Here is a 20,048-nt window from a genome sequence, read left to right as displayed (position 1 = left end):
TGATGCTGCCCATCAATGCGCTGCAAGAAAACTTGAGTATTTAAATTTTGATTCGAAAATTGAATATGAATGGCACGTTTTTGTGCTGTAAGGCCGAGAGTCTCTAACGCTTGAAATATATTAGCCAACATCTTTTTTATAAAATATTAAATAAAATTTTAGGCATATTATACAAAATAGACTAGTTTGTCTATTTTGTATAATTATCGTTAATTCTAATTGCTTTGCCGTTTATAAATCCCTTCACTCATTAATGCATAGATATTTTCCAAGTCTTTTCGATGCATATTTGCCAATAGCTGAGTGTGCATATTTAATATATTCTGATCGCCACGCATTGCAGGCCCTGTCTGCATTTGGCGAGGATCATTGAGTGTTGCCTTATTCGCAGTTTCCCTTATTAAAGGGTATAACAAACTAAAATCAACCTGCTCAGCATCGACCACTTGCTTCGCCATGTCATAACAATAATTACTAAAATTACAAGCAAATACTGCGGCTAAATGCAAGGTTAAACGCTGTGTAGAACTATATTGATAAACACGTTGGCTTAAACTGTTTGCCAAATCCGTTAATAATGTTAAATCCTGTGTTTGAACTGCTTCGACAAACAAAGGTGTTTCAGACCAGTTCACTGCTCTTTCAAAACTAAAGGTTTGCAATGGATATAAAACCCCAGCGCGCGAATGCTCATGCTGAAGTATCGACAAATCCGTACTGCCTGAAGTATGAACAATAAGATTTTCTGGTAAAAATTGAGTAATCGCTTGAATCACGCTCGAAATTGCTTGATCACTCACAGCAATAATGACCAGATCTGTTTGTGGGTCAAGTTGTTGAACCTGATCAATTGCCTGAGCATTGACCTGATCAGCCAGTGTCTGTGCGTGCTGTAAATCGCGACTATAGATTTGAACGATTTGATGCTGTAACTGCAATACTTTTGCGAAATGTGTTGCCACACGCCCTGCGCCAATCAATGTAATTCGCATAATCTCTATCTATTCATCGTGATTGCTTAAGCATGCCAATAAAAAAAGGACGAATCAATTCGTCCTCGTTCTGGTTGCTTACTTAATTGACATTATTGAGATAAACAATACGCTCAATCGTACGTTGAGTAAAACATTTGGTGTATTGCATATCTCGATCTTGTTGACGCATTGCATCATTCCAATAACTGGATTGTTTCTGATAGGTCTCACGATCTTTTTCAGCAATGTCGTACACACTTTTTTGTGACAACACCTTACAATCGACATCACGCTTTTCAAACCAATCTGCTTGATCTTGCTGTAATTGTGACTTTTGTTCAGGGCTGAATTTATCCCATGTTTGGTTTAAACGCTCGACTTGTTTGGATTTCTCAGCATCAAGCTCTTTCTTGCGAATATCCATCGCTTTTTGCGCCAAGTCCATTTGAGCAGAAGATTCTGCATCATACTCTTGTTGTGCTTGTTCGCTACTTTGTTCCATCAAGCGATTTTCTTTTAAGTAAGCAACATATTGCACCGCCTTGGTCGCCATGAACACCACACCATCAATCACGCCATTTTGATCAGGGATATTGAAAACTAAACCATCCTTATCTGTTTTGGTCAGATTATAGGAAAACTCACCGCTTAATTGGTCATTTTCGAGTGTTAATGGATAATCACTATCCGAGAAATAATCACTCAACGTATAGGTTCTTGGATCTTCATCCTCACCATCGTGTTGATATTTTTGCTGTTCAAGATAGGCATTTTCCGCACGTTTCTGCAACCCTTTCGGGAAAGAAACCACAAGCTGGCTCTCACAACTCAATAAGGTCTTTGATGTCTGTTCAGTTTCACTGGCATCTAATGTGCGCACATTTTTAATTTCAAACTTTAAACCTTTATTGATGGTATCTAAAATCGTATAGTCCGCTTGATATTCACTGTCACGTAAACTGCGCTCTATTTGCTTTAAATACGCTTTTTTTAATGCAGCCTGAATATTATTGAGGTTGTCTTGATTGGTACAGCTCCACTCAGCAACAGCTGTACTATCTATATTTTCAACTTTATCTTTCGGCTTTAACTTATCACAACCTGTGAGTAAAACTGCTGCCGTTAATGTTGTGAATATAAAAAGCTTATTCATATTAATACCCTGTTATCTTGTTTTTTTTCGGGCGTATTCTACTCAATTTAAATCTAGACTTTCGAGTCTTTTCTTGGATTTTATGCAAACAACCAGTTCTAGAATCATTTTTACGCAATTAAATAATTAAAATAAAAGGAGTTATTACAATAATAACTCCTGTTTTAAATAGTACTTGAAGGATGAATTAAGGGGTCACAGAAAACTCAATACGGCGGTTTTTGAAACGGCCGTCTTCGGTCGCATTATCTGCTACGGGGTTATCTGCACCATGACCTACAGCGGTCAATTGAGCCGCATCAACGCCTTGGCTCACAATATAATCGACCACGGCTTGCGCACGTTTCTGCGATAAGGCTTTATTGCTATCAGCATTACCTGTCGAGTCGGTATAACCTGCAACCGTTAGTTTTGCATCTTTAGCGGTTTTCAATAAAGTCGCAGCTTTATCTAAAATTGCTTTATTTTCATCTGGAATCTGATTCGATCCTGTGGCGAAATTAATAATTTGTAGATTAAGGGCTTTTATCACTTCATTAATGTCAACTTTATTGCTATCAATATTGGCCAATACATCCTGAGCGGCATTTAAACTATTACTTACTGAATCAGCTGCACTCACAGGCGCTTCAATCACAACTTCTGTATTTGGAACCAGACCTTGAATCTTGCCTAATAACTCATTCAGTTTGGCTGTATCAGCACCTTTCAACGTGATTTTGTCCCCCACCCAATCCAAAGAGAGATTAGGGACACCTTTAAGCAATCCCAACACGCCAGCAAGTCCAGCTTGATCAGTAAATGTTGCGGCATGTGTTGTTGCAGTATCTACGGTACAGTCTTGATTGGAAGAGAAAACCTCTTTGACCTTCGCTTGAATGCTTGCCAAAAATCCTTGATCACCCACACCGACCTGACATTGAGCAACATTGCCACTGGCATCTGTGGTTAAAGACAAGCTTGCAGGCGACGTATCGCTAGTTACTTGTGATGCCGAAGTACCTTCATTATTGGTTGGAACAGCCACTTGTTTATGCTGACATGACTTCCATAGCCATGCGATCAATAATGCTAAAATAATGACAGCCACAATCGGTAGCCAAGCACGTGATTTAGTCCCAGTTGCAGCGGCAGTGTTTGCCAAATTTGAAGCTGAGGTCGAGCTAGTTGCGACCAGCCCTAATGGAGCAAGCAAGCCGACTGCCCATGCAGGCAAAAGCGAGCGAATTGAATCGGCATGCTGTTTTAAGTAATTCACGATGCTTGATGTGTCATTTCCTGCTTCATTGGTCAAAGCAACCAGACTCTTTGGAATCGCTTGATTTAATGTGTGTTCAACCTCAGCAGGTGGAACCTGACCACCTGCAAGATTAGACAACAGTGCATTTTTAACTTGATCATTGTGTCCAAATAAATCAAGTAAAGAGGGTGAGATTGATTCTTTGAGTTTCTGAATAAGTTCAGGTTTTGCGGCTAATACGGAAAGAAAAATCGGATAGAACCTAGATAACAGCGCACTTTTTTCGTTCGCCAAACTGTCTTGACCACTCACAACCGTCGAGGTCACTTTTTGCTTTAACAATTCCATTGGGTTTATTGACATTGTTATTCACTCCAACTCATTAAATTTATAATATTCAGATCGCTTAAGAAAAATGCGAAGCGCAAGCAAACTGATGCTTTTTCATTCTAATCATTTGTGTGTTTTTTATTCGTTTTTATATAATTTAAATACAATACTTACATCACACTTTACAAAGTGAAGTACAAGATAGCGCGTATTAATCCTCAATCAGCCAAACCTTCACTTGATGAGTTGATATAAAAAAACCAATGAAAAACTTGCGAAAATCAGAGTTAAAAATGGAAAAAATCGATAAGGCTTCTTCGCTGGTGGTAGATCAAGCTCTACTGGTGCCTCTTCAATAGGTTGTGCTGGAACAGCAACTTCATTTAAAAGCGAAAGTACCTCGTCAGACCAATTTGGTAACAGTGCATTGATCGATTGCTTATGTTCTCTCAGGTAATGAATAATGCTAATTGCATCATTTCCTACTTCATTCGACAGTACAGCTAAACTTTTTGGAATCGCTCGATTAAGCGTCAGTTCAGCCTCTGCAACCGAAACTTTGCCTGCTGCCAACCGCAATAGCAATGCATTTTTTACGCGTTCATTTTCTTCCAACAAATCAAAGACAGACGGCGTAAGCTTTTCTTTTAATTGATCAACCAATTCAGGTTTCTCTAAAAAACGATGCAAGAAAACAGGATAAAATCTTGATAGAACATCATTTTTTTCATTTACCAAACAGGTTTGGTCATTCACAATCACAGATGAAACTTTTTGTTTAAGTAATTCCATTGGATTTATAGACATGTTATTAAACTCCAATTATTTAACTAATTTATTTCTCGTTTTTATAATTTTATGTAAGGCATATCTCATTTATTCGCTTACTTTAATCTAATTTTTTTATTTTTATCTACATTTGTAAAATTTTAATACAATATCAACATCACACTTTACAAAACAGAATAAGACTTTTGCATCCTATTCTGCTTATTTCACATTAGTTTATGCAAAAGTCGTAAGCACTTTGCCTGTCAATTGCTGACCGAGTAATGGCGTATTTTTGCCTTGCGAAACAATGGTTTCTTTAGAAACAGTCCATTTCAGTTCTGGATCTACCAGCACCCAACCTGCTTCTTGCTGCCAGCGTTCCGTCATATTAGCCACTTGTGCAGGAATCGACGTCACTTTTGCCACCCATTCTAAAGGTTCGAATACACCTTCCTGAATCAATTGCACACCGAGGCCCACATAGGTATCAAATGCAGTAATACCAGGTTGCGTTTCTGCAAACGGTGCCATTTTGGCAGAACTACTCAATGGTTCATGATGGGTACAAATTGCATCAATCACACCTTCTTTAACGCCCTGACGTAATAAGGCTTTATCTTGTTCAGAACGCAATGGTGGGCGCACATGAGCCAAAGAGTTAAAACCATCTGTCAATTGTTCCGTTAAATGCAGTTGATGCATCGCAACGTCCGCAGTCACAGGCAAACCTTTGGCTTTGGCGATACGAATCAGTTCTACCGATGCACCACAAGACAAGAGACCAAAGTGAGCTTTTACACCCGTCACTTCAATCATCAACAGATATTTTGCGATTGCGACCGTTTCTGCAATCGCAGGAATCATTGGCAAACCTTGACGAGAAGCAATGAAGCCTTCATGAGCACAGCCGTCTTTGGCAATTTGTGGTTCTTCCGCATAGAACACAACGGTCAAGCCCAAACCAGCAGCATATTCAAGCGTACGGATCACTACATCATCATTTTCAAAAGCAGCATTGGCATTGGAAACTGAGGTACAGCCACCCTTCTTTAATCCCGCCATATTGGCAGGCTGTTTACCATTCAAACCTTGAGTCTGTGCGCCAATAATCTGTAAATAGATTCCACCATCTAATTGCGCTTTTTCAATCAAGCCATGAATCAGAGCACCGTTGTCTTGAACGATTGGCTTTGAATCGGGAGGCGTAATCACATGCAAAATACCATTGGTACGTGCCGCTTTACCTTCCGACTTTAAGGTTCCATGCTGTTGCTGACCCGGTTCACGCATTCGTGCGCACAAGTCCACCATGGTCGGCATTAGCCATTTGCCTTGTCCATCAATGTTTTCATCGACTTGATCTACTGCATCAATCAATTTACCGTTTTCAATATAAACCGTTTTGACTTGATCAGTATTTTGAATTGGATCGAGCACACGGACATTTTCAATTTTTACAATACTCATGTGATCTATCCCTTACAGTGCAATCGCTTCAATTAAACCTTGTTCTTGTAACTGGCCTTGCATCGCAAGTGCGAGTACCGCCATACGAACTGCAATACCATTGGTGACTTGCTTTAAAATCACCGATTGATCGCCATCCGCAACACTTGAATCAATCTCAACCCCACGGTTCATCGGGCCGGGATGCATCACGATACAATCAGGCTTCGCCATTGCAAGGCGCTCTTTATTCAGACCATACATTTTGTAGAACTCAGCCTGTGAGGATAAAGCTGGCGAATCAATACGTTCATTTTGGATACGCAAGGCGATAATCACGTCACAGTCTTTGACGCCATCATCCATTTTATTAAACAGACGGACATGCTCGCCATATTCATTGAAGCCTACTGGCAACAGCGTATTCGGTGCAATCACACGAATATCTTTACAGCCCAATGTTTGCAAGGCAGCTACATTTGAACGCGCCACGCGTGAATGCTTAATGTCACCGATAATGGCCACGGTTAATTCTTCAAAAGGCTTTTTGGTTTCGCGGCGAATCGTCAACATATCCAACATCGCTTGGGTTGGATGCGCGTGACGACCATCACCTGCGTTAATAATTGCAACTTTCGGACATACATCTTTGGCGATGAAATGCGCTGCACCAGATGATGAATGGCGAACAACGAAAATATCCGCTGCCATCGCTTCCAGATTCCACAACGTATCACGTAGCGTTTCACCTTTAGAGGTACTTGAACGCGCTATATCAATATTCAAGACATTAGCAGACAATCGTTTTGCTGCCGCCTCAAAGGTGGTACGAGTACGAGTAGAGTTTTCAAAGAACAGATTCATGACCGTCAACCCTTCAAGTAACGGACGGTTGATCAAATTATTATTTTCATCTAAAAAGCTTTGCGCTGTATCTAAGATCTTGGTTAAGGTTTCTTTGGAAAGACCTTCAATTGTTAAAAAGTGCTTTAGATTTCCTTGTTGATTGAGCTGGATCTGACTCAAAGTATGCAATGCCGCCAAGTGCATAAGAGATTCCTAACACGTTAAGTTAACGCATTATACAGACTTTAGATTTCATTCGTAGTTGAAGTTTTCAGCACTTAAGTAAAAAGGATGCAATTCCCCACTGACATCCTTTTATTTTATCTTTTTAAATGACTTATCGCTTAGCGTAACGCACCAATATAATGATGATGCACCTGTGCCTGATATATTTCCTCTTCAGTAACTTCCACAGAATAGGTTTCTAAAACCTCAGCTTTTACTTTTTTAGCTTCGGCTTTCACTTCTGTCACAACTACACTTGGCTCAGCATATAGATCAATCAATGGGCTTAAACGTGCGACAAATCGTTCGAGTTCTTGATCCTGAGTTGCTAAGGCAACCTCAAGCACATGTTTGGCATAATCTTGATTATTGACTAAATACATTACATCGATCACACGACCACAAACACGTCTTAAACGGACATACATTTGAGTTGCAATCGTAAAAGCTTCAGCATTGACCGATACTTCACTATTCATGCTTTCTTTCATAATATCCTCACAGCCATCAAATTAAAATTCTTAAATTTCATCAGCTTTAAGTAAAATCGTTTACTGATGTATTGCAAATCTAAAAGCAAAAGCTGTACCAACTATGCAATAAAATAATCAATAAAAATGAAATACATCACGGTCCTAATGCCGCATCTACCCAGCTCAATGAAGAAAAAATGTAATAATTAGATGATAAAGCTGACAATCAAACAAATATGCACCGACAGAACCCATAAAAATCAGTTAAAATAGCCGATTGCTAAAAATGTTTTGGAAATTTGAATGAACGCTAAACCACGTCTAACAGACTATTGGGTCACCTGTGCGGACGGGCTTGAAACCTTATTACAACAAGAGCTTGAAGATTTAGGCATTCAAAATATCCAACGTTTTGCAGGACGTTTAATATTTAAAGGTACATTGGAGAACGCTTACCGCATTTGTATGTGGTCTCGTTTGGCCTCTCGCGTGCTTTTACCTATTCATACCCATGAGCTTGAACACACGCATGATGCGCGTGATGTTGCTGAAGAACTCTATGAAGGTGCAATCAGCTTTGACTGGTCACTGATTTTTGCACCACAAAGTACCTTTGCCGTTCGTTTGCATATCGAACGTGACATTAAAGTAAACTCTCAATTTGCGACCTTGCGCGTAAAAGACGGTGTTGTAGATTCCTTTATGGAAGCGGTTGGCAAACGCCCAAGTATTGATATTAAACAACCAGAAATTACTCTGTATGTCTTAGCGGGTAAAACCGAACACACCTACTGTTTAGATCTCTCTGGTGATTCTTTACATAAGCGTGGCTATCGTCGTTTTATGACCGAAGCACCAATTAAAGAAAACTTGGCGGCAGCGATTCTACAAAAAGCACAACTCGCGCAATATCAGCCTGACATTATCCTCGACCCAATGTGCGGTTCAGGTACATTTATTATTGAATCCTTATTAATTTTAACTGATCGTGCACCTGGTTTAGTTCGCCGTTTTGGTTTTAATGGCTGGCACGGTCATGACAATGAATTATGGATGACGCTCAAAGCTGAAGCAGCTGAACGCCATGAAAAAGCATTGCAGCAACCCTTACCACAATTCTATGCATATGATGCAGACTGGGAAGCAGTAAAAGCAACACGTCAAAACATCATTGCCGCTGGTTTTGAGAATTTACTGGATAAGATTCAAATTGAAGAACGTACCTTAGCAGACTGGGATGATTTCCATGCTGAAGGAAAAAAAGCCTTTATTGTGACCAATCCACCGTATGGTGAGCGTTTAGGTGATAAAGCGTCTAACCGTTCGCTCTACCTAGGCTTATCTGCTTTATTGCAAAAGAATTTTCCAAATCAACGTGCTGCCATTATTGCTGCCCAAGTTGAACAGGCCGATGTGCTTGCCTTTAACGATCCGCAAATTTTACGTTTGATGAATGGTAAATTACCTATTTATGTTCGTTTTGGTACAGTCAAACCTGCTACTGTTACACAGCCATTTTTAGCAACTTGGCAACCCCAACAATTTGAAAAAATTGAAGGTGCTGAAGACTTTACCAATCGTTTGCAGAAAAACATGCAAGCATTGAAAAAGTGGGCCGTGAAAGAGAACGTCTACTGTTTACGTCTTTATGATGCAGATTTACCTGACTTCAATATTGCAGTCGACTTATATGGGGATCGATTGCATGTACAAGAGTATGCACCACCAAAAACCATTGATCCTGAAAAAGCTAAAAAGCGTTTTAACCTTGGTCTTGCCGCAATCCGTGCTGTAACAGGCTTAAACCGTGATGCTATTTTCATAAAAACACGTGCAAGACAAGCAGGTACCACGCAATATACTAAACAGAGTACCGCCTCTAAACGTTTTATCGTACAAGAAGGTGATGCACGCATTTTAGTGAATTTGACGGACTACTTAGATACAGGTTTATTCCTCGATCACCGCCAAATTCGTCTGAGAATTGCCAAAGAAGCGCGTGGTAAGCACTTCCTAAATCTTTATAGCTATACCTCAACTGCAAGTTTGCATGCCGCTTTAGGTGGTGCAGCGAGTACCACCAGTGTCGATTTATCCAATACTTATTTAGGTTGGTCGAAAGAGAACTTTGTACTGAATGGTTTAACGGTAGACCACGCAGATGAACAGCATATGTTCTTTGCAAGTGATTGCTTTGAATGGTTAAAAGAAGGTCATGAACAATATGACCTAATCTTTATTGATCCACCAACCTTCTCGAACTCGAAAAAGTTTTATGGAACTTTTGATGTTCAACGTGACCATATTTCACTGCTTAAACGTGCTATGAACCGTTTAACCACTGATGGAACCTTATACTTCTCAAATAACTATCGAGGCTTTGAGTTGGATGAAGAAATTGAGGCGATGTATCAAATCGAAGAAATCACCTCTGAAACCATTGGTTTAGATTTCAAGCGTAACCAAAAAATTCATCGTGCTTGGAAAATTCAACACCCTGCTATTTAATTACCAGTTCAGCTTTAGTGTCATCATTGTAAGTCACGTGAACGTTGCCTGATTCGAATTCATAAATCATGTAACGATCAGGTGGCTGTGCATGTGGCTTAATCGTAGCCTCGCGCTTATCCTTGTCTCTCGTATCAACAGCGAGTATTTTCTTTTGCTCTTCATGAGAGGAAAGTACGCCATCCAAGACGGTACTGACACGAATCTCGCCCAAAAATTTATCGCTTAAGGTACGCTGAGCACGCCAGCGTTCTTCTTCAGGCTTCAAGGCATCTTGTTGAGCTTTAATGATAATACTGGGAAGTGCATTATTCAGTACACCCGTTTGTAAAGCGAGTGTTCCTTCATTCAATGGCTGCGCAGCATGTACCATTGAAGATAAAGCGGTCATCAACAAAATTACACAACTATATGTGCAATGATGTCTGTTATTTTCCATTGCAATTCATCCTGAATTTTTTTGTTATTTGTTCAAGAAACTAGCAAGTTTTTCATCAAGTCGCAATGTTATCGGTAATATTACTGAAAAAATCAGACCAGTTGCACCAATACAAAAAAAGATGGTGACTTTCATCACCATCTTTTGAGTCAAAGGTTAAAATTTAGATTTAGCTCAATTTCATTTTATCAAACACAAGATGACCATTTTCACCTTTGATTAAAATGTTATCGCCAGCCTGAAATTCACCAGACAGGATTTTTTGAGCCAAACTATTTTCCACTTGTTGCTGAATGGCGCGTTTCAATGGACGTGCTCCATATATCGGATCGAAACCAGCATCGATTAACAAATCGAATGCAGTGTCATCTACTGTTAAGCCCATATCACGATCACTCAAACGTGAACGCAAACGATCCAACTGAATATCCGCAATACCACGAATCTGTGCTTTTTGCAGTGAATGGAAAATCACCAACTCATCAATACGGTTAATAAACTCTGGACGGAAATGCTGTGTTACCGCATTCATGACCACAGTTCGAACTTCATCATCTGTCGCCCCTTCACCCAGCTCACGTACATCTTGTGAGCCCAAGTTAGAGGTCATTACGATGACCGTATTTTTAAAGTCAACCACACGACCTTGTGAGTCGGTTAAGCGACCATCATCCAAGACTTGCAATAAAATATTGAATACATCTGGATGCGCTTTTTCCACTTCGTCAAATAGCACTACACTATATGGTTTACGGCGTACGGCCTCAGTTAAAACACCACCTTCTTCATAACCCACATAACCTGGAGGTGCACCCACCAAACGACTGACCGAATGTTTTTCCATAAACTCCGACATATCAATCCGGATCATGGCATCATCGCTGTCAAACAAGAAGTTGGCCAATGCTTTGGTTAACTCAGTTTTACCGACACCCGTCGGACCAAGGAACAAGAACGATCCACTTGGACGATTCGGGTCAGATAAGCCAGCGCGTGAACGACGTACCGCATTAGACACTGCTACCACGGCTTCATCTTGTCCCACCACACGATTATGTAAAAACTCTTCCATCTTCAGAAGTTTCTCACGTTCACCTTGCAGCATTTTGGTCACAGGAATACCTGTTGCCGCACTAACGACTTCAGCAATCTCATTCTCAGTCACTTTGGTACGAATCAACTTCGGTTCTTCGTTTTCCTCTGCAACTTCAGCTTGCTCTAAGCGTTTCTGCAATTCTGGAATTACACCATATTGCAAGCGCGCAGCTTCGGCCAAATCACCTTCACGTTTGGCTTTTTCCAAAGCACTACGCGCTTGATCCAGTTCGACTTGTGCTTTTTTATCACCTTCAACCAGTGTTTTTTCAGCTTTCCAAATCTCTTCTAGGTCATTGTACTCTTTCTGCTTTTCAGCAATTTGCTGTTCAAGATGATTGACTTCAGCTTTACTGCCAACATCTTCATCTTTTTTCACCGCTTCCAATTGCATTTTCAACTGAATTAAACGGCGATCTAATTTATCCAAAGCTTCTGGCTTAGAGTCGATTTCCATCTTGATACGTGATGCCGCTTCATCAATCAAATCAATTGCCTTATCGGGTAACTGACGATCAGTGATATAACGATGTGACATTTTCGCCGCAGCAATAATCGCTGAATCTAAAATTTGTACACCATGATGAGTTGCATATTTCTCTTTTAGACCACGCAGAATCGCAATGGTGTCTTCAACGCTTGGTTCATCCACCAACACTTTTTGGAAACGACGTTCAAGCGCGGCATCTTTCTCGATGTATTGACGGTACTCATCTAAAGTCGTTGCACCCACACAACGGAGTTCACCACGCGCTAAGGCAGGTTTGAGCATATTCCCTGCATCCATCGCGCCGTCACCTTTACCTGCGCCCACGAGGGTATGAAGCTCATCGATAAACAGGATGATTTCGCCTTCATGTTTTGCTAGGTCTTTAAGAACTGCTTTTAAACGCTCCTCAAATTCACCACGATATTTTGCACCTGCAAGTAATGAACCCAAGTCGAGTGACAGTACACGCTTATTCTTTAAGCTCTCTGGTACTTCACCATTGATAATACGCTGCGCCAACCCTTCTACAATCGCAGTTTTACCGACCCCTGGTTCACCAATCAGTACAGGGTTGTTTTTCGTACGACGAGAGAGCACCTGAATGGTACGACGAATCTCATCATCTCGGCCAATCACAGGGTCTAACTTCCCTGCCAAGGCACGCTCAGTCAAATCGATGGTATATTTATTTAGTGAGTCACGTTGATCTTCGTGATTGTTACTCATGACTTTGTCATTTCCTCGAATATTTTCAATTACCTTGCGTAAATTTTCTGGTGTTACTCCAACACTATTTAAAATAGTTTTGGTTTCGCCCGTTTCTGCCAAGCTCAGCAATACCCAATCCGTAGATAAAAACTCATCACCTGCTTTCTGTGCATAACGGTCAGCTAAATTGAGTGCCTTGACCGCTTCAGGATTCAGATTGATATCACCTGTCGGATTGGCCAAAGTAGGTGCATTTTGCACCGCTTGTTCAAGTTTCTGCTTTAACTCTGGTAAACGCGCACCCGCTTGTTGCAATAAACTCAGATTGGCCGGCTCTTCTAATAAAGATGTTAAGATATGAATCCCTGCAATTGCAGTATGGTCCTTACCCATAGCCAATGATTGTGCATCTGAGAGTGCTTGCTGTAAGCGGTTTGTAAATTTTTCAAATCGCATTCTTGTTATTCCTCACAACAAATTTTTAACTTATCACTTAGATGGGAACACTTTTTAAAATTTCAAATAAAATTTATATATTTTTCAATATATTATACAAAATAAAAAATATAAGACTCGGCTTTAATATGGGTACAAAAACAATCTATTTCAAGTATATTTTGTATAATTTTGCTACCTATTCTGTTTTGCACACAACCAATATTGTACTTTTAAGCAGAACCTTTTAGCTTAAAGCTTTACTTTACACATAATGATGATCATGTATTTAAAAAGAATCTATCTGGCAGCCACTTGCCTTCTTCCACTTCATGTTGCTTTTGCCCAACTGCCACAAGACTCAAGACGAGCTGGTGGGATTGCGGTTATTCCTCTAGAAGCAAATACCACGCAAGTGTTTTATGAACAAAATCCTGTACTGATTACGCAGGAAGGCTCACAACGTTATGCTGTGTTTGGTATCCCTTTATCTGTGCCTCTCGGTCCACTCACCTTAAAAACCAATAACAGTCCGATTCAAATTGAGCTTAAGCCATATCCCTATGCTGAGCAGCGCCTCAACGTCAAAAATCAGGATTACGTCAATCCAAAGCAAGAGCAATTGGATCGTTATACACGTGAAGCCAAAGAGCAAAATGATATTTATAGCTCGTTTAGTCAAAGCACATGGACAAAATTCCCAAATTTTATTCGACCAACTGCTGGTAAATTTAGCAACTCTTTCGGACGTAAACGCTTTTTTAATGGTGAAGAACGTGCGCCACATTCTGGCCTGGATATTCCTGCACCAGTTGGACAAAAAGTCGTAGCCCCTGCTGATGGTGTGGTGGTGCAAACTGGAAATTATTTCTTTAATGGTAATACGGTACTGATTGACCACGGTCAGGGCTTGATCAGTATGTTCTGCCATCTGAGTAAAATTAGCGTAGAAAAGGGACAGCAAATCCGTCAGGGAGAAACACTTGGATTAGTGGGAAATACAGGACGAGTTACAGGTGCTCATTTACATTGGGGCATGAGCCTGAATAATGCTCGGGTCGACCCACAATTATTTCTAAAATAAAAAGAAAAGCTTATAAAAAAGTGATCTATAAAAACAGATCACTTTTTAGCAAAACTTAATAATTTAAGCTTTATGCGGCTTCAACAATTTCAAAATCATGGGTAATTTCAACACCACCATCCGCAAGCATTTTACTTGCTGAACAATATTTCTCCGCTGAAAGTTCAACCGCTTTTTCAACTTGCTTGGTTTTTACTGCTTTACCTGTCACCACGAAATGTAAATGGATTTTAGTGAACACGGCTGGAATCGAATCTGCTCTTTCCGCCTTAAGCTGACATACGACACCCGTCACATCTTGGCGAGATTTCTTTAAAATGGTCACAATATCAAACGAAGCACACCCACCAAGTCCCATTAAAATCAATTCCATAGGACGTGGACCACGGTTTTCACCCCCATATTCAGCCGAACCATCCATCACCACAGTGTGGCCACTTTCTGATTTTGCCTCAAAAGCAACATTCTCTAACCAATGTACACTTGTTTGCATTGCAACTACCCGAAAAACGTTATAAATTTACTGTGTTCTTGTACACTAACATAAAATGAGTTGATAAGGAATTTCATCTCTTCTGTGTAGAAAAGGCTCTAGCAAGGGCCTGTGCGATCGGTTTTATCCAAATTCGGAAATTTTAAGCATGACTTCAAATTTTTCACAACTTAGCACTGATGCTTTGTCTCCAGGTCAACTACCTGAATCAGTTAAAGCATTGCTAAAACGTGCTCATATTAACAGATACCCTAAACGCACCGCGATTGTTGACGCTGGAACTGAATCAAAATCACTGTATTTAATATTAAAAGGTTCAGTGTCAATTATTTTACGTGAAGATGATGAACGTGAAATCGTCGTTGCCTACTTAAACCCTGGTGACTTCTTTGGTGAAATGGGGCTTTTTGAAAAGAACCCTCAGCGTACCGCAGAAGTACGTACTCGAGATGTATGCGAAATTGCAGAAATTTCTTATGACAACTTCCACGAGTTAAGTAAACAGTACCCAGATCTAAGTTACGCTGTGTTTGCTCAACTGGTGCGTCGTCTTAAAAATACAACGCGTAAAGTAACAGATCTTGCATTCATCGATGTGTCTGGTCGTATTGCTCGCTGTTTAATTGACTTATCTGCACAACCTGAGGCAATGATTTTGCCAAATGGTCGCCAGATTCGTATCACACGTCAAGAAATTGGTCGTATCGTGGGTTGTTCTCGTGAAATGGTTGGACGCGTACTCAAGACGCTTGAAGATCAAGGCATGATTCAAACTGACGGTAAAGCCATCTTAATTTTTGACGCTTCTTTAGAAGAAAATACTTTTACTGAAGAAGAGTATGATGAAGAGGATTAATTTGATCTGAGATCAAATGCGTTCGAATTAAAGCCAGTGCCCGTCACTGGCTTTAATTTTTTCAATCAAACCTATAACAGCTGCTGATTACATAATTACAATGATTATAGAGGTATTCAGAATGTTAACTGCTGTCAACATTTTTTATAATCCTCCCTAATCACGACTATATTCATAAGATACTGATTTGGAGAGAATAAGTATGAAGAAGTTAGCTTTGAGCCTTTGTGCTGTTACTGTAATGACTATTTCTGGCTGCGCATCTTTCGCAGATATGGCAGGTGCCGACAGCGCAACCTTGAATGCTCAATCAGCACAAGGCTTCTCTAAAATGACGCAAGAAGCGCGTGCCAAAAATCAACTTGATAGCAGCTCAAGTACTTATCAACGTATCAATACTGTCTTCCAGCGCTTAAAGCCTTATGCAGACCAAATGAACCAGACTGGCCAACGCTTTGACTGGCAGCTGGCTGTATTAAAATCTGATACCGTCAATGCGTATGTTGCACCAGGTGGTAAAGTGGTTTTCTATACAGGCATTGTCAACAAGCTTAATCTGACCAATGACGAAATTGCGGCAATTATGGGTCATGAAATGACACATGCTTTGGAAGAACACGCAAAAAGTAAAATTGGTGCTCAAGCTTTAACAAATCTTGCGATTGGTATTGGTAAGTCATACGCAGGTAGCAGTATCGGTGATCTTGGTAGTGCTGCAATCGATTTGGGCAGCCAAGTAGGTGTGGGTCTACCTTACTCACGTAATTTGGAAAGCCGTGCCGATTACGGTGGTTTAATGTTGATGGCGAAAGCAGGCTATAACCCAAATGCTGCGATTAGTCTTTGGGAAAAAATGAATCGTCTCGATGGTGCGGGTGGCAGTTCATTCTTGTCAACTCACCCATCAAATACACAACGTATTAGTGATATGCGTAAAAACTTACCTGCTGCTTTAGCGCTTTATAATAAACGTCGCTAAGCAAAAAGCCCTTCAATTCTCAGCGTAGAATTGAAGGGCTTTTTTAAAACAAACAATAGAATAAAAAATTAAGCTTTGAGCATACGCAGATGTAACATATGCGTCGCAACGGTATGACGGATACGATCTGGTCGTGCATAAAAATAACGCTCAGTTAATCCATCCCCTGATAAATCCTCAGTGACGATATATCCCATTTGTTCTACTGCCTGATGCAATACTTTGGGTCTAAATTGCCCTTTTAATGGTTCTTTTAAAAAACGAGTAAATTGCGACACAAACAACGTGCCTAAACGCTCTATACCCTCTAATTCACGATAGTCAACCGAATAGTCCAAGACCACTTCGCTTTCCTGTGCTGCTATCTGAGAAATGCTTGCCAATGTACTTAAGGTCGTTCTTGGTTCTAAATAATGTGTCGTCCCCAACCATGAGAAAAAAGCAGCTTGATCCTGCTTGAACGTACTCCGGGCTAAAGCATCTGCAATTGATTCTTTTTCAAAATCGATTGCAACAAACTCAACATTCGCTGGAAGCACTCCAAATTGGCGTAATTTGCTTTGTTTTGCTGCTTGGGTATCTGGATGATCGACTTCAAAAATTTTTAACTGTGGGTATTTCTGGGCCTGTCGTAAGGTAAAAGAATCTAAGCCTGCTCCTACGAGCACATATTGTTGAATTCCCTTCGCGATTGCATGCTCAAGCAAGTCTTCTGCATATCTTGAACGCCCGACCACTTGCCCTGTTAATAATCCAAAAGTGCGATTAAATACAGAGGAGTTCATGACTTTCACGGTCAACGAAGTGGTTAACAGTTTCTTCCAACCCTTACTGGTTAACTCAAATGCAAAAGGATCAGAGAATACTGGATTTTCAGCATTTTGAAAATGATTGGCACGTAATGCTGCAGCAGCTTCAGCGGTGCGACTCGATTGTCCTTCTTTCATTTTTATTCCCCATTTTTATTGCTATCTTGCAAAAAATAAGCAGCAAATTCTACCCTAAGATAAAATTTACTGCTGTTTGATGATTGATCTAAAATCAGTTGGTTTTTTCAGTCTGATAGGTCACTTGATAGTCATTCAAATCCATACGTTTCAAACGTTGCTTTAACTTTTTCAATGACCACGGCCACGCAGCAAAGTTACGGCCATTGGCATCTAAGTAATAGCTCTTACATCCACCCGCGTTAAACACTGTGGTTTTCAGATGTTTTTGCACCAGCTCGTTATGATGCTTGATCACTTCTGGCTTAATATTCAACTTACTGATGCCTTTTTCTTTGATTTTTAGTAAACCATCAACGATATAATCAAGTTGCGCTTCAGCCAAACCAATGAATGAATCATACACCAAAACATTTGGTCCTAAGACAAGGAAAGCATTCGGGACATTCTCAATACTGGTGCCTAGATACGCTTCTGGTGAAGTGCTCTTCCATAGATCATTCAGGCACTCGCCTTTCTCATTTGACACGCGCTTGCCAATCGGTGGATGAGACACCTCAAAACCAGTTCCCCAAATGATCACATCGACTTCATGACGTTCACCATTTGCAGAAACAACCGTATTGCCTTCTACTTTTACCAATCCATGTGGAATCAGTTTGGTATTCGGTTGTTGTAATGCAGGATAATAATTATTAGCGAACAGCAAACGCTTACAGCCAATCGTAAAGTTCGGTGTTACATTTTTACGTAATTCAGGATCTTCAATCTGGAAACGTAAAATCAATTTTGCCAATTCGCCAACAGGTTTTAACACGGCTGGATTACGTAAGCCGAAATTAATTGCATTCAACGATTGTGCAACCGCTTGACGCCATGTTTTTTGAATCAGTGGAAACTTCTCAATCAATGATTTACTAATATCACCTAGATCTGTATCTGGCTTTGGGACCACCCACGGCGCTGTACGTTGATACACGTACAATTCTTTTGCTAATGGCTGAATCTGAGGAACAAACTGAATCGCTGATGCACCTGTCCCAATCACAGCGATACGTTTACCTGTCAGGTCATAATCATGATTCCATTTCGCTGAATGGAACATTTCGCCCTTAAAGCTTTCTAGGCCTTCAAGTTTTGGAATTTGCGCTTCGGTAATTGGACCTGTTGCAAAAACCACAGTTCTGGATAGGTTTTGACCTTTATTGGTATCAATCACCCAAAGATTACGCTCTTTATCCCATGTCGCGTTGAGCAACTCGGTACCAAATTCAATTTTTGAGCTGACATTGAAATTTTCGCTGACTTCTTCTAGATAGCTTAGAATCTCAGGCTGGCGAGCAAACAGATGACTCCATTTGGCACTCGGTGCAAATGAATAGGAATACAACGCCGACGGTACATCACAGCCACAACCTGGGTAAGTATTTTCACGCCAAGTCCCACCCACACGTGTCGCCTTCTCAATGATCTTGTAGTTGCTATAACCGACCTGATCAAGACGAATTGCCGTTGCGATACCAGAGATTCCAGCACCCACGATAAAGCTATCATAGATGTGTGGTGGTAAAGCCTTTCCTTCAGCTGAGTTTAATTTTTTTGCTTGAGCTGTCATTTAAAATATCCTTTATTCATTCAACTGAAATAAGCCTATCGCCGATTGAGTTTCGTCTTATTTCAGTGTTTAAAATCTTTTATCCAAGGTGATTACTTCATAAATCGATATGATGTGCCTAAGAATTTTGCATATAAGTTCGGTGCAGTACGTTTCATCAACCAAAATAACTTGGCGTCGATTTGTGGAATGGTATAAAGCTCACCTTTGTCCAAACGATCCAAGGTCAATTTGGCTACCTTGTCACTGGTGGTAAAAGCCAAATTGGTCAGCGCATAATCCAACAGCCCTTTATGTGGGACTTTGCCATTTTTAATGATATTGGTCGGTACTAAAGTTGGACAAAGTACATTGACCTTAATATTTGATTTTCGTAGTTCAGCCGAAAGCGTTTCTGATAGAGCACGAACACCTGCTTTAGACACGTTATAGACGGTCATTTCTGGTGCTGCCGTATAAGATGCTGCTGATGCCACATTGATAATTGCGCCATGACCAAGTTGTTTAAACTTCGGTACAAAAGCACGGCAGCCGTGGATCACCCCCCACAAATTAATATTCATGCACCAATGCCAGTCTTCAGAAGACATTTCATCAAACTTGCCCCCTAAACCGATCCCTGCATTATTAATTACCAGTGTGACTGGGTTCTGCATCAATTGTTGAGCCTGCTCAGCCAATTGGTTGACTTGCTCTTCTTTGGCAACATCACATTGTACAGCAAAGGCTTTTGCTCCAAGTGCTTCCACTAAGCTCACCGTTTCTTTGGCTGCATCAAGGTTAATATCCGAACACACCACTGTGCCGCCACGTTTTGCCAATTCAAGTGCAAAACTACGACCAATCCCGCTTCCTGCACCTGTCACCACAGCGAATGCTTTTTCGCTAGGCTTGGTTTTTTTCCCAAATAATTTCATCTTTGCTTTCCAATAATCTCGTAT

At 40.5% G+C, this 20,048-nt stretch carries 17 protein-coding genes; 4 read left to right on the top strand and 13 right to left on the bottom strand.

What is annotated here, in order from left to right; all coding sequences use genetic code 11:
• Window positions 1-215: 215 nt before the first annotated feature.
• From MMO42_RS16450 to MMO42_RS16420, 7 genes are all read right to left on the bottom strand, one after another.
• Window positions 216-992 (bottom strand): Rossmann-like and DUF2520 domain-containing protein, encoded by a 777-nt coding sequence (locus MMO42_RS16450; protein WP_241321357.1) that lies wholly within the window; start codon window positions 990-992, stop codon window positions 216-218.
• 82 nt (window positions 993-1,074) lie between these two features.
• Window positions 1,075-2,127 carry a DUF1311 domain-containing protein gene (locus MMO42_RS16445; RefSeq protein ID WP_241321356.1) on the bottom strand — a complete coding sequence of 351 codons (1,053 nt, stop codon included), beginning with the start codon at window positions 2,125-2,127 and terminating at the stop codon, window positions 1,075-1,077.
• A gap of 187 nt (window positions 2,128-2,314) precedes the next feature.
• A complete protein-coding gene (locus MMO42_RS16440; RefSeq protein WP_241321355.1) occupies window positions 2,315-3,730 on the bottom strand; it encodes an OmpA family protein in 1,416 nt (471 codons plus the stop codon).
• 201 nt (window positions 3,731-3,931) lie between these two features.
• Window positions 3,932-4,504, bottom strand: a complete 573-nt coding sequence (locus MMO42_RS16435; RefSeq protein WP_241321354.1) for a hypothetical protein — start codon at window positions 4,502-4,504, stop codon at window positions 3,932-3,934.
• Between the two features lie 198 nt (window positions 4,505-4,702).
• The gene (locus MMO42_RS16430) at window positions 4,703-5,935 is read right to left on the bottom strand and encodes a dihydroorotase (protein ID WP_241321353.1); all 1,233 of its coding nucleotides are present in this window, start codon (window positions 5,933-5,935) and stop codon (window positions 4,703-4,705) included.
• Between the two features lie 12 nt (window positions 5,936-5,947).
• Window positions 5,948-6,964, bottom strand: a complete 1,017-nt coding sequence (locus MMO42_RS16425; RefSeq protein ID WP_005153914.1) for an aspartate carbamoyltransferase catalytic subunit — start codon at window positions 6,962-6,964, stop codon at window positions 5,948-5,950.
• A 140-nt stretch (window positions 6,965-7,104) separates the two neighbouring features.
• The gene (locus tag MMO42_RS16420) at window positions 7,105-7,476 is read right to left on the bottom strand and encodes a hypothetical protein (protein WP_241321352.1); all 372 of its coding nucleotides are present in this window, start codon (window positions 7,474-7,476) and stop codon (window positions 7,105-7,107) included.
• Between the two features lie 285 nt (window positions 7,477-7,761).
• Here MMO42_RS16420 and rlmKL point away from each other — a divergent pair, with 285 nt between their 5' ends.
• On the top strand, window positions 7,762-9,966 hold the full coding sequence (rlmKL, locus tag MMO42_RS16415) for a bifunctional 23S rRNA (guanine(2069)-N(7))-methyltransferase RlmK/23S rRNA (guanine(2445)-N(2))-methyltransferase RlmL (RefSeq protein WP_241321351.1): 2,205 nt from the start codon (window positions 7,762-7,764) through the stop codon (window positions 9,964-9,966).
• Here the strand turns inward: rlmKL and MMO42_RS16410 are convergent.
• Together MMO42_RS16410 and clpB are read right to left on the bottom strand one after the other, a co-directional pair.
• Window positions 9,959-10,405 (bottom strand): hypothetical protein, encoded by a 447-nt coding sequence (locus MMO42_RS16410; protein WP_241321350.1) that lies wholly within the window; start codon window positions 10,403-10,405, stop codon window positions 9,959-9,961. The two genes, rlmKL and MMO42_RS16410, sit on opposite strands and share 8 nt — an antisense overlap.
• 169 nt (window positions 10,406-10,574) lie before the next feature.
• Window positions 10,575-13,154 (bottom strand): ATP-dependent chaperone ClpB, encoded by a 2,580-nt coding sequence (gene clpB, locus MMO42_RS16405; RefSeq protein ID WP_241321349.1) that lies wholly within the window; start codon window positions 13,152-13,154, stop codon window positions 10,575-10,577.
• A 262-nt stretch (window positions 13,155-13,416) separates the two neighbouring features.
• On the opposite strand from clpB, the gene MMO42_RS16400 reads away from it, so the two are divergent.
• Window positions 13,417-14,217, top strand: a complete 801-nt coding sequence (locus MMO42_RS16400; protein ID WP_241321348.1) for a M23 family metallopeptidase — start codon at window positions 13,417-13,419, stop codon at window positions 14,215-14,217.
• Between the two features lie 70 nt (window positions 14,218-14,287).
• On the opposite strand, the gene MMO42_RS16395 is transcribed toward MMO42_RS16400, so the two are convergent.
• Window positions 14,288-14,710 carry an OsmC family protein gene (locus MMO42_RS16395; protein ID WP_005295012.1) on the bottom strand — a complete coding sequence of 141 codons (423 nt, stop codon included), beginning with the start codon at window positions 14,708-14,710 and terminating at the stop codon, window positions 14,288-14,290.
• A 148-nt stretch (window positions 14,711-14,858) separates the two neighbouring features.
• Between MMO42_RS16395 and crp the strand changes: the two genes are divergently transcribed.
• Window positions 14,859-15,566, top strand: coding sequence for a cAMP-activated global transcriptional regulator CRP (gene crp / locus MMO42_RS16390; protein ID WP_005187555.1), 708 nt, complete (start codon window positions 14,859-14,861; stop codon window positions 15,564-15,566).
• A 202-nt stretch (window positions 15,567-15,768) separates the two neighbouring features.
• Entirely contained in the window at window positions 15,769-16,545 is a 777-nt protein-coding gene (locus MMO42_RS16385; RefSeq protein WP_005295015.1) for a M48 family metallopeptidase, read from the top strand.
• A 68-nt stretch (window positions 16,546-16,613) separates the two neighbouring features.
• On the opposite strand, the gene MMO42_RS16380 is transcribed toward MMO42_RS16385, so the two are convergent.
• The 3 genes from MMO42_RS16380 to MMO42_RS16370 form a co-directional block, all read right to left on the bottom strand.
• Entirely contained in the window at window positions 16,614-17,492 is an 879-nt protein-coding gene (locus tag MMO42_RS16380) for a class I SAM-dependent methyltransferase (RefSeq protein ID WP_241321347.1), read from the bottom strand.
• Between the two features lie 94 nt (window positions 17,493-17,586).
• Window positions 17,587-19,107: an NAD(P)/FAD-dependent oxidoreductase gene (locus MMO42_RS16375; RefSeq protein WP_241321346.1), complete on the bottom strand. Its 1,521-nt coding sequence runs from the start codon at window positions 19,105-19,107 to the stop codon at window positions 17,587-17,589.
• Window positions 19,108-19,199: 92 nt separating this feature from the next.
• Window positions 19,200-20,024, bottom strand: a complete 825-nt coding sequence (locus MMO42_RS16370; protein ID WP_241321345.1) for an SDR family NAD(P)-dependent oxidoreductase — start codon at window positions 20,022-20,024, stop codon at window positions 19,200-19,202.
• Between the last annotated feature and the right edge of the window lie 24 nt (window positions 20,025-20,048).

The sequence above is a fragment of the Acinetobacter sp. ANC 3882 genome (assembly GCF_022549545.1).
In the GTDB taxonomy this organism is placed as follows: domain Bacteria; phylum Pseudomonadota; class Gammaproteobacteria; order Pseudomonadales; family Moraxellaceae; genus Acinetobacter.
Note: the sequence above shows the minus strand (reverse complement) of the source record. Positions and strands in the feature narration are given on the sequence as shown.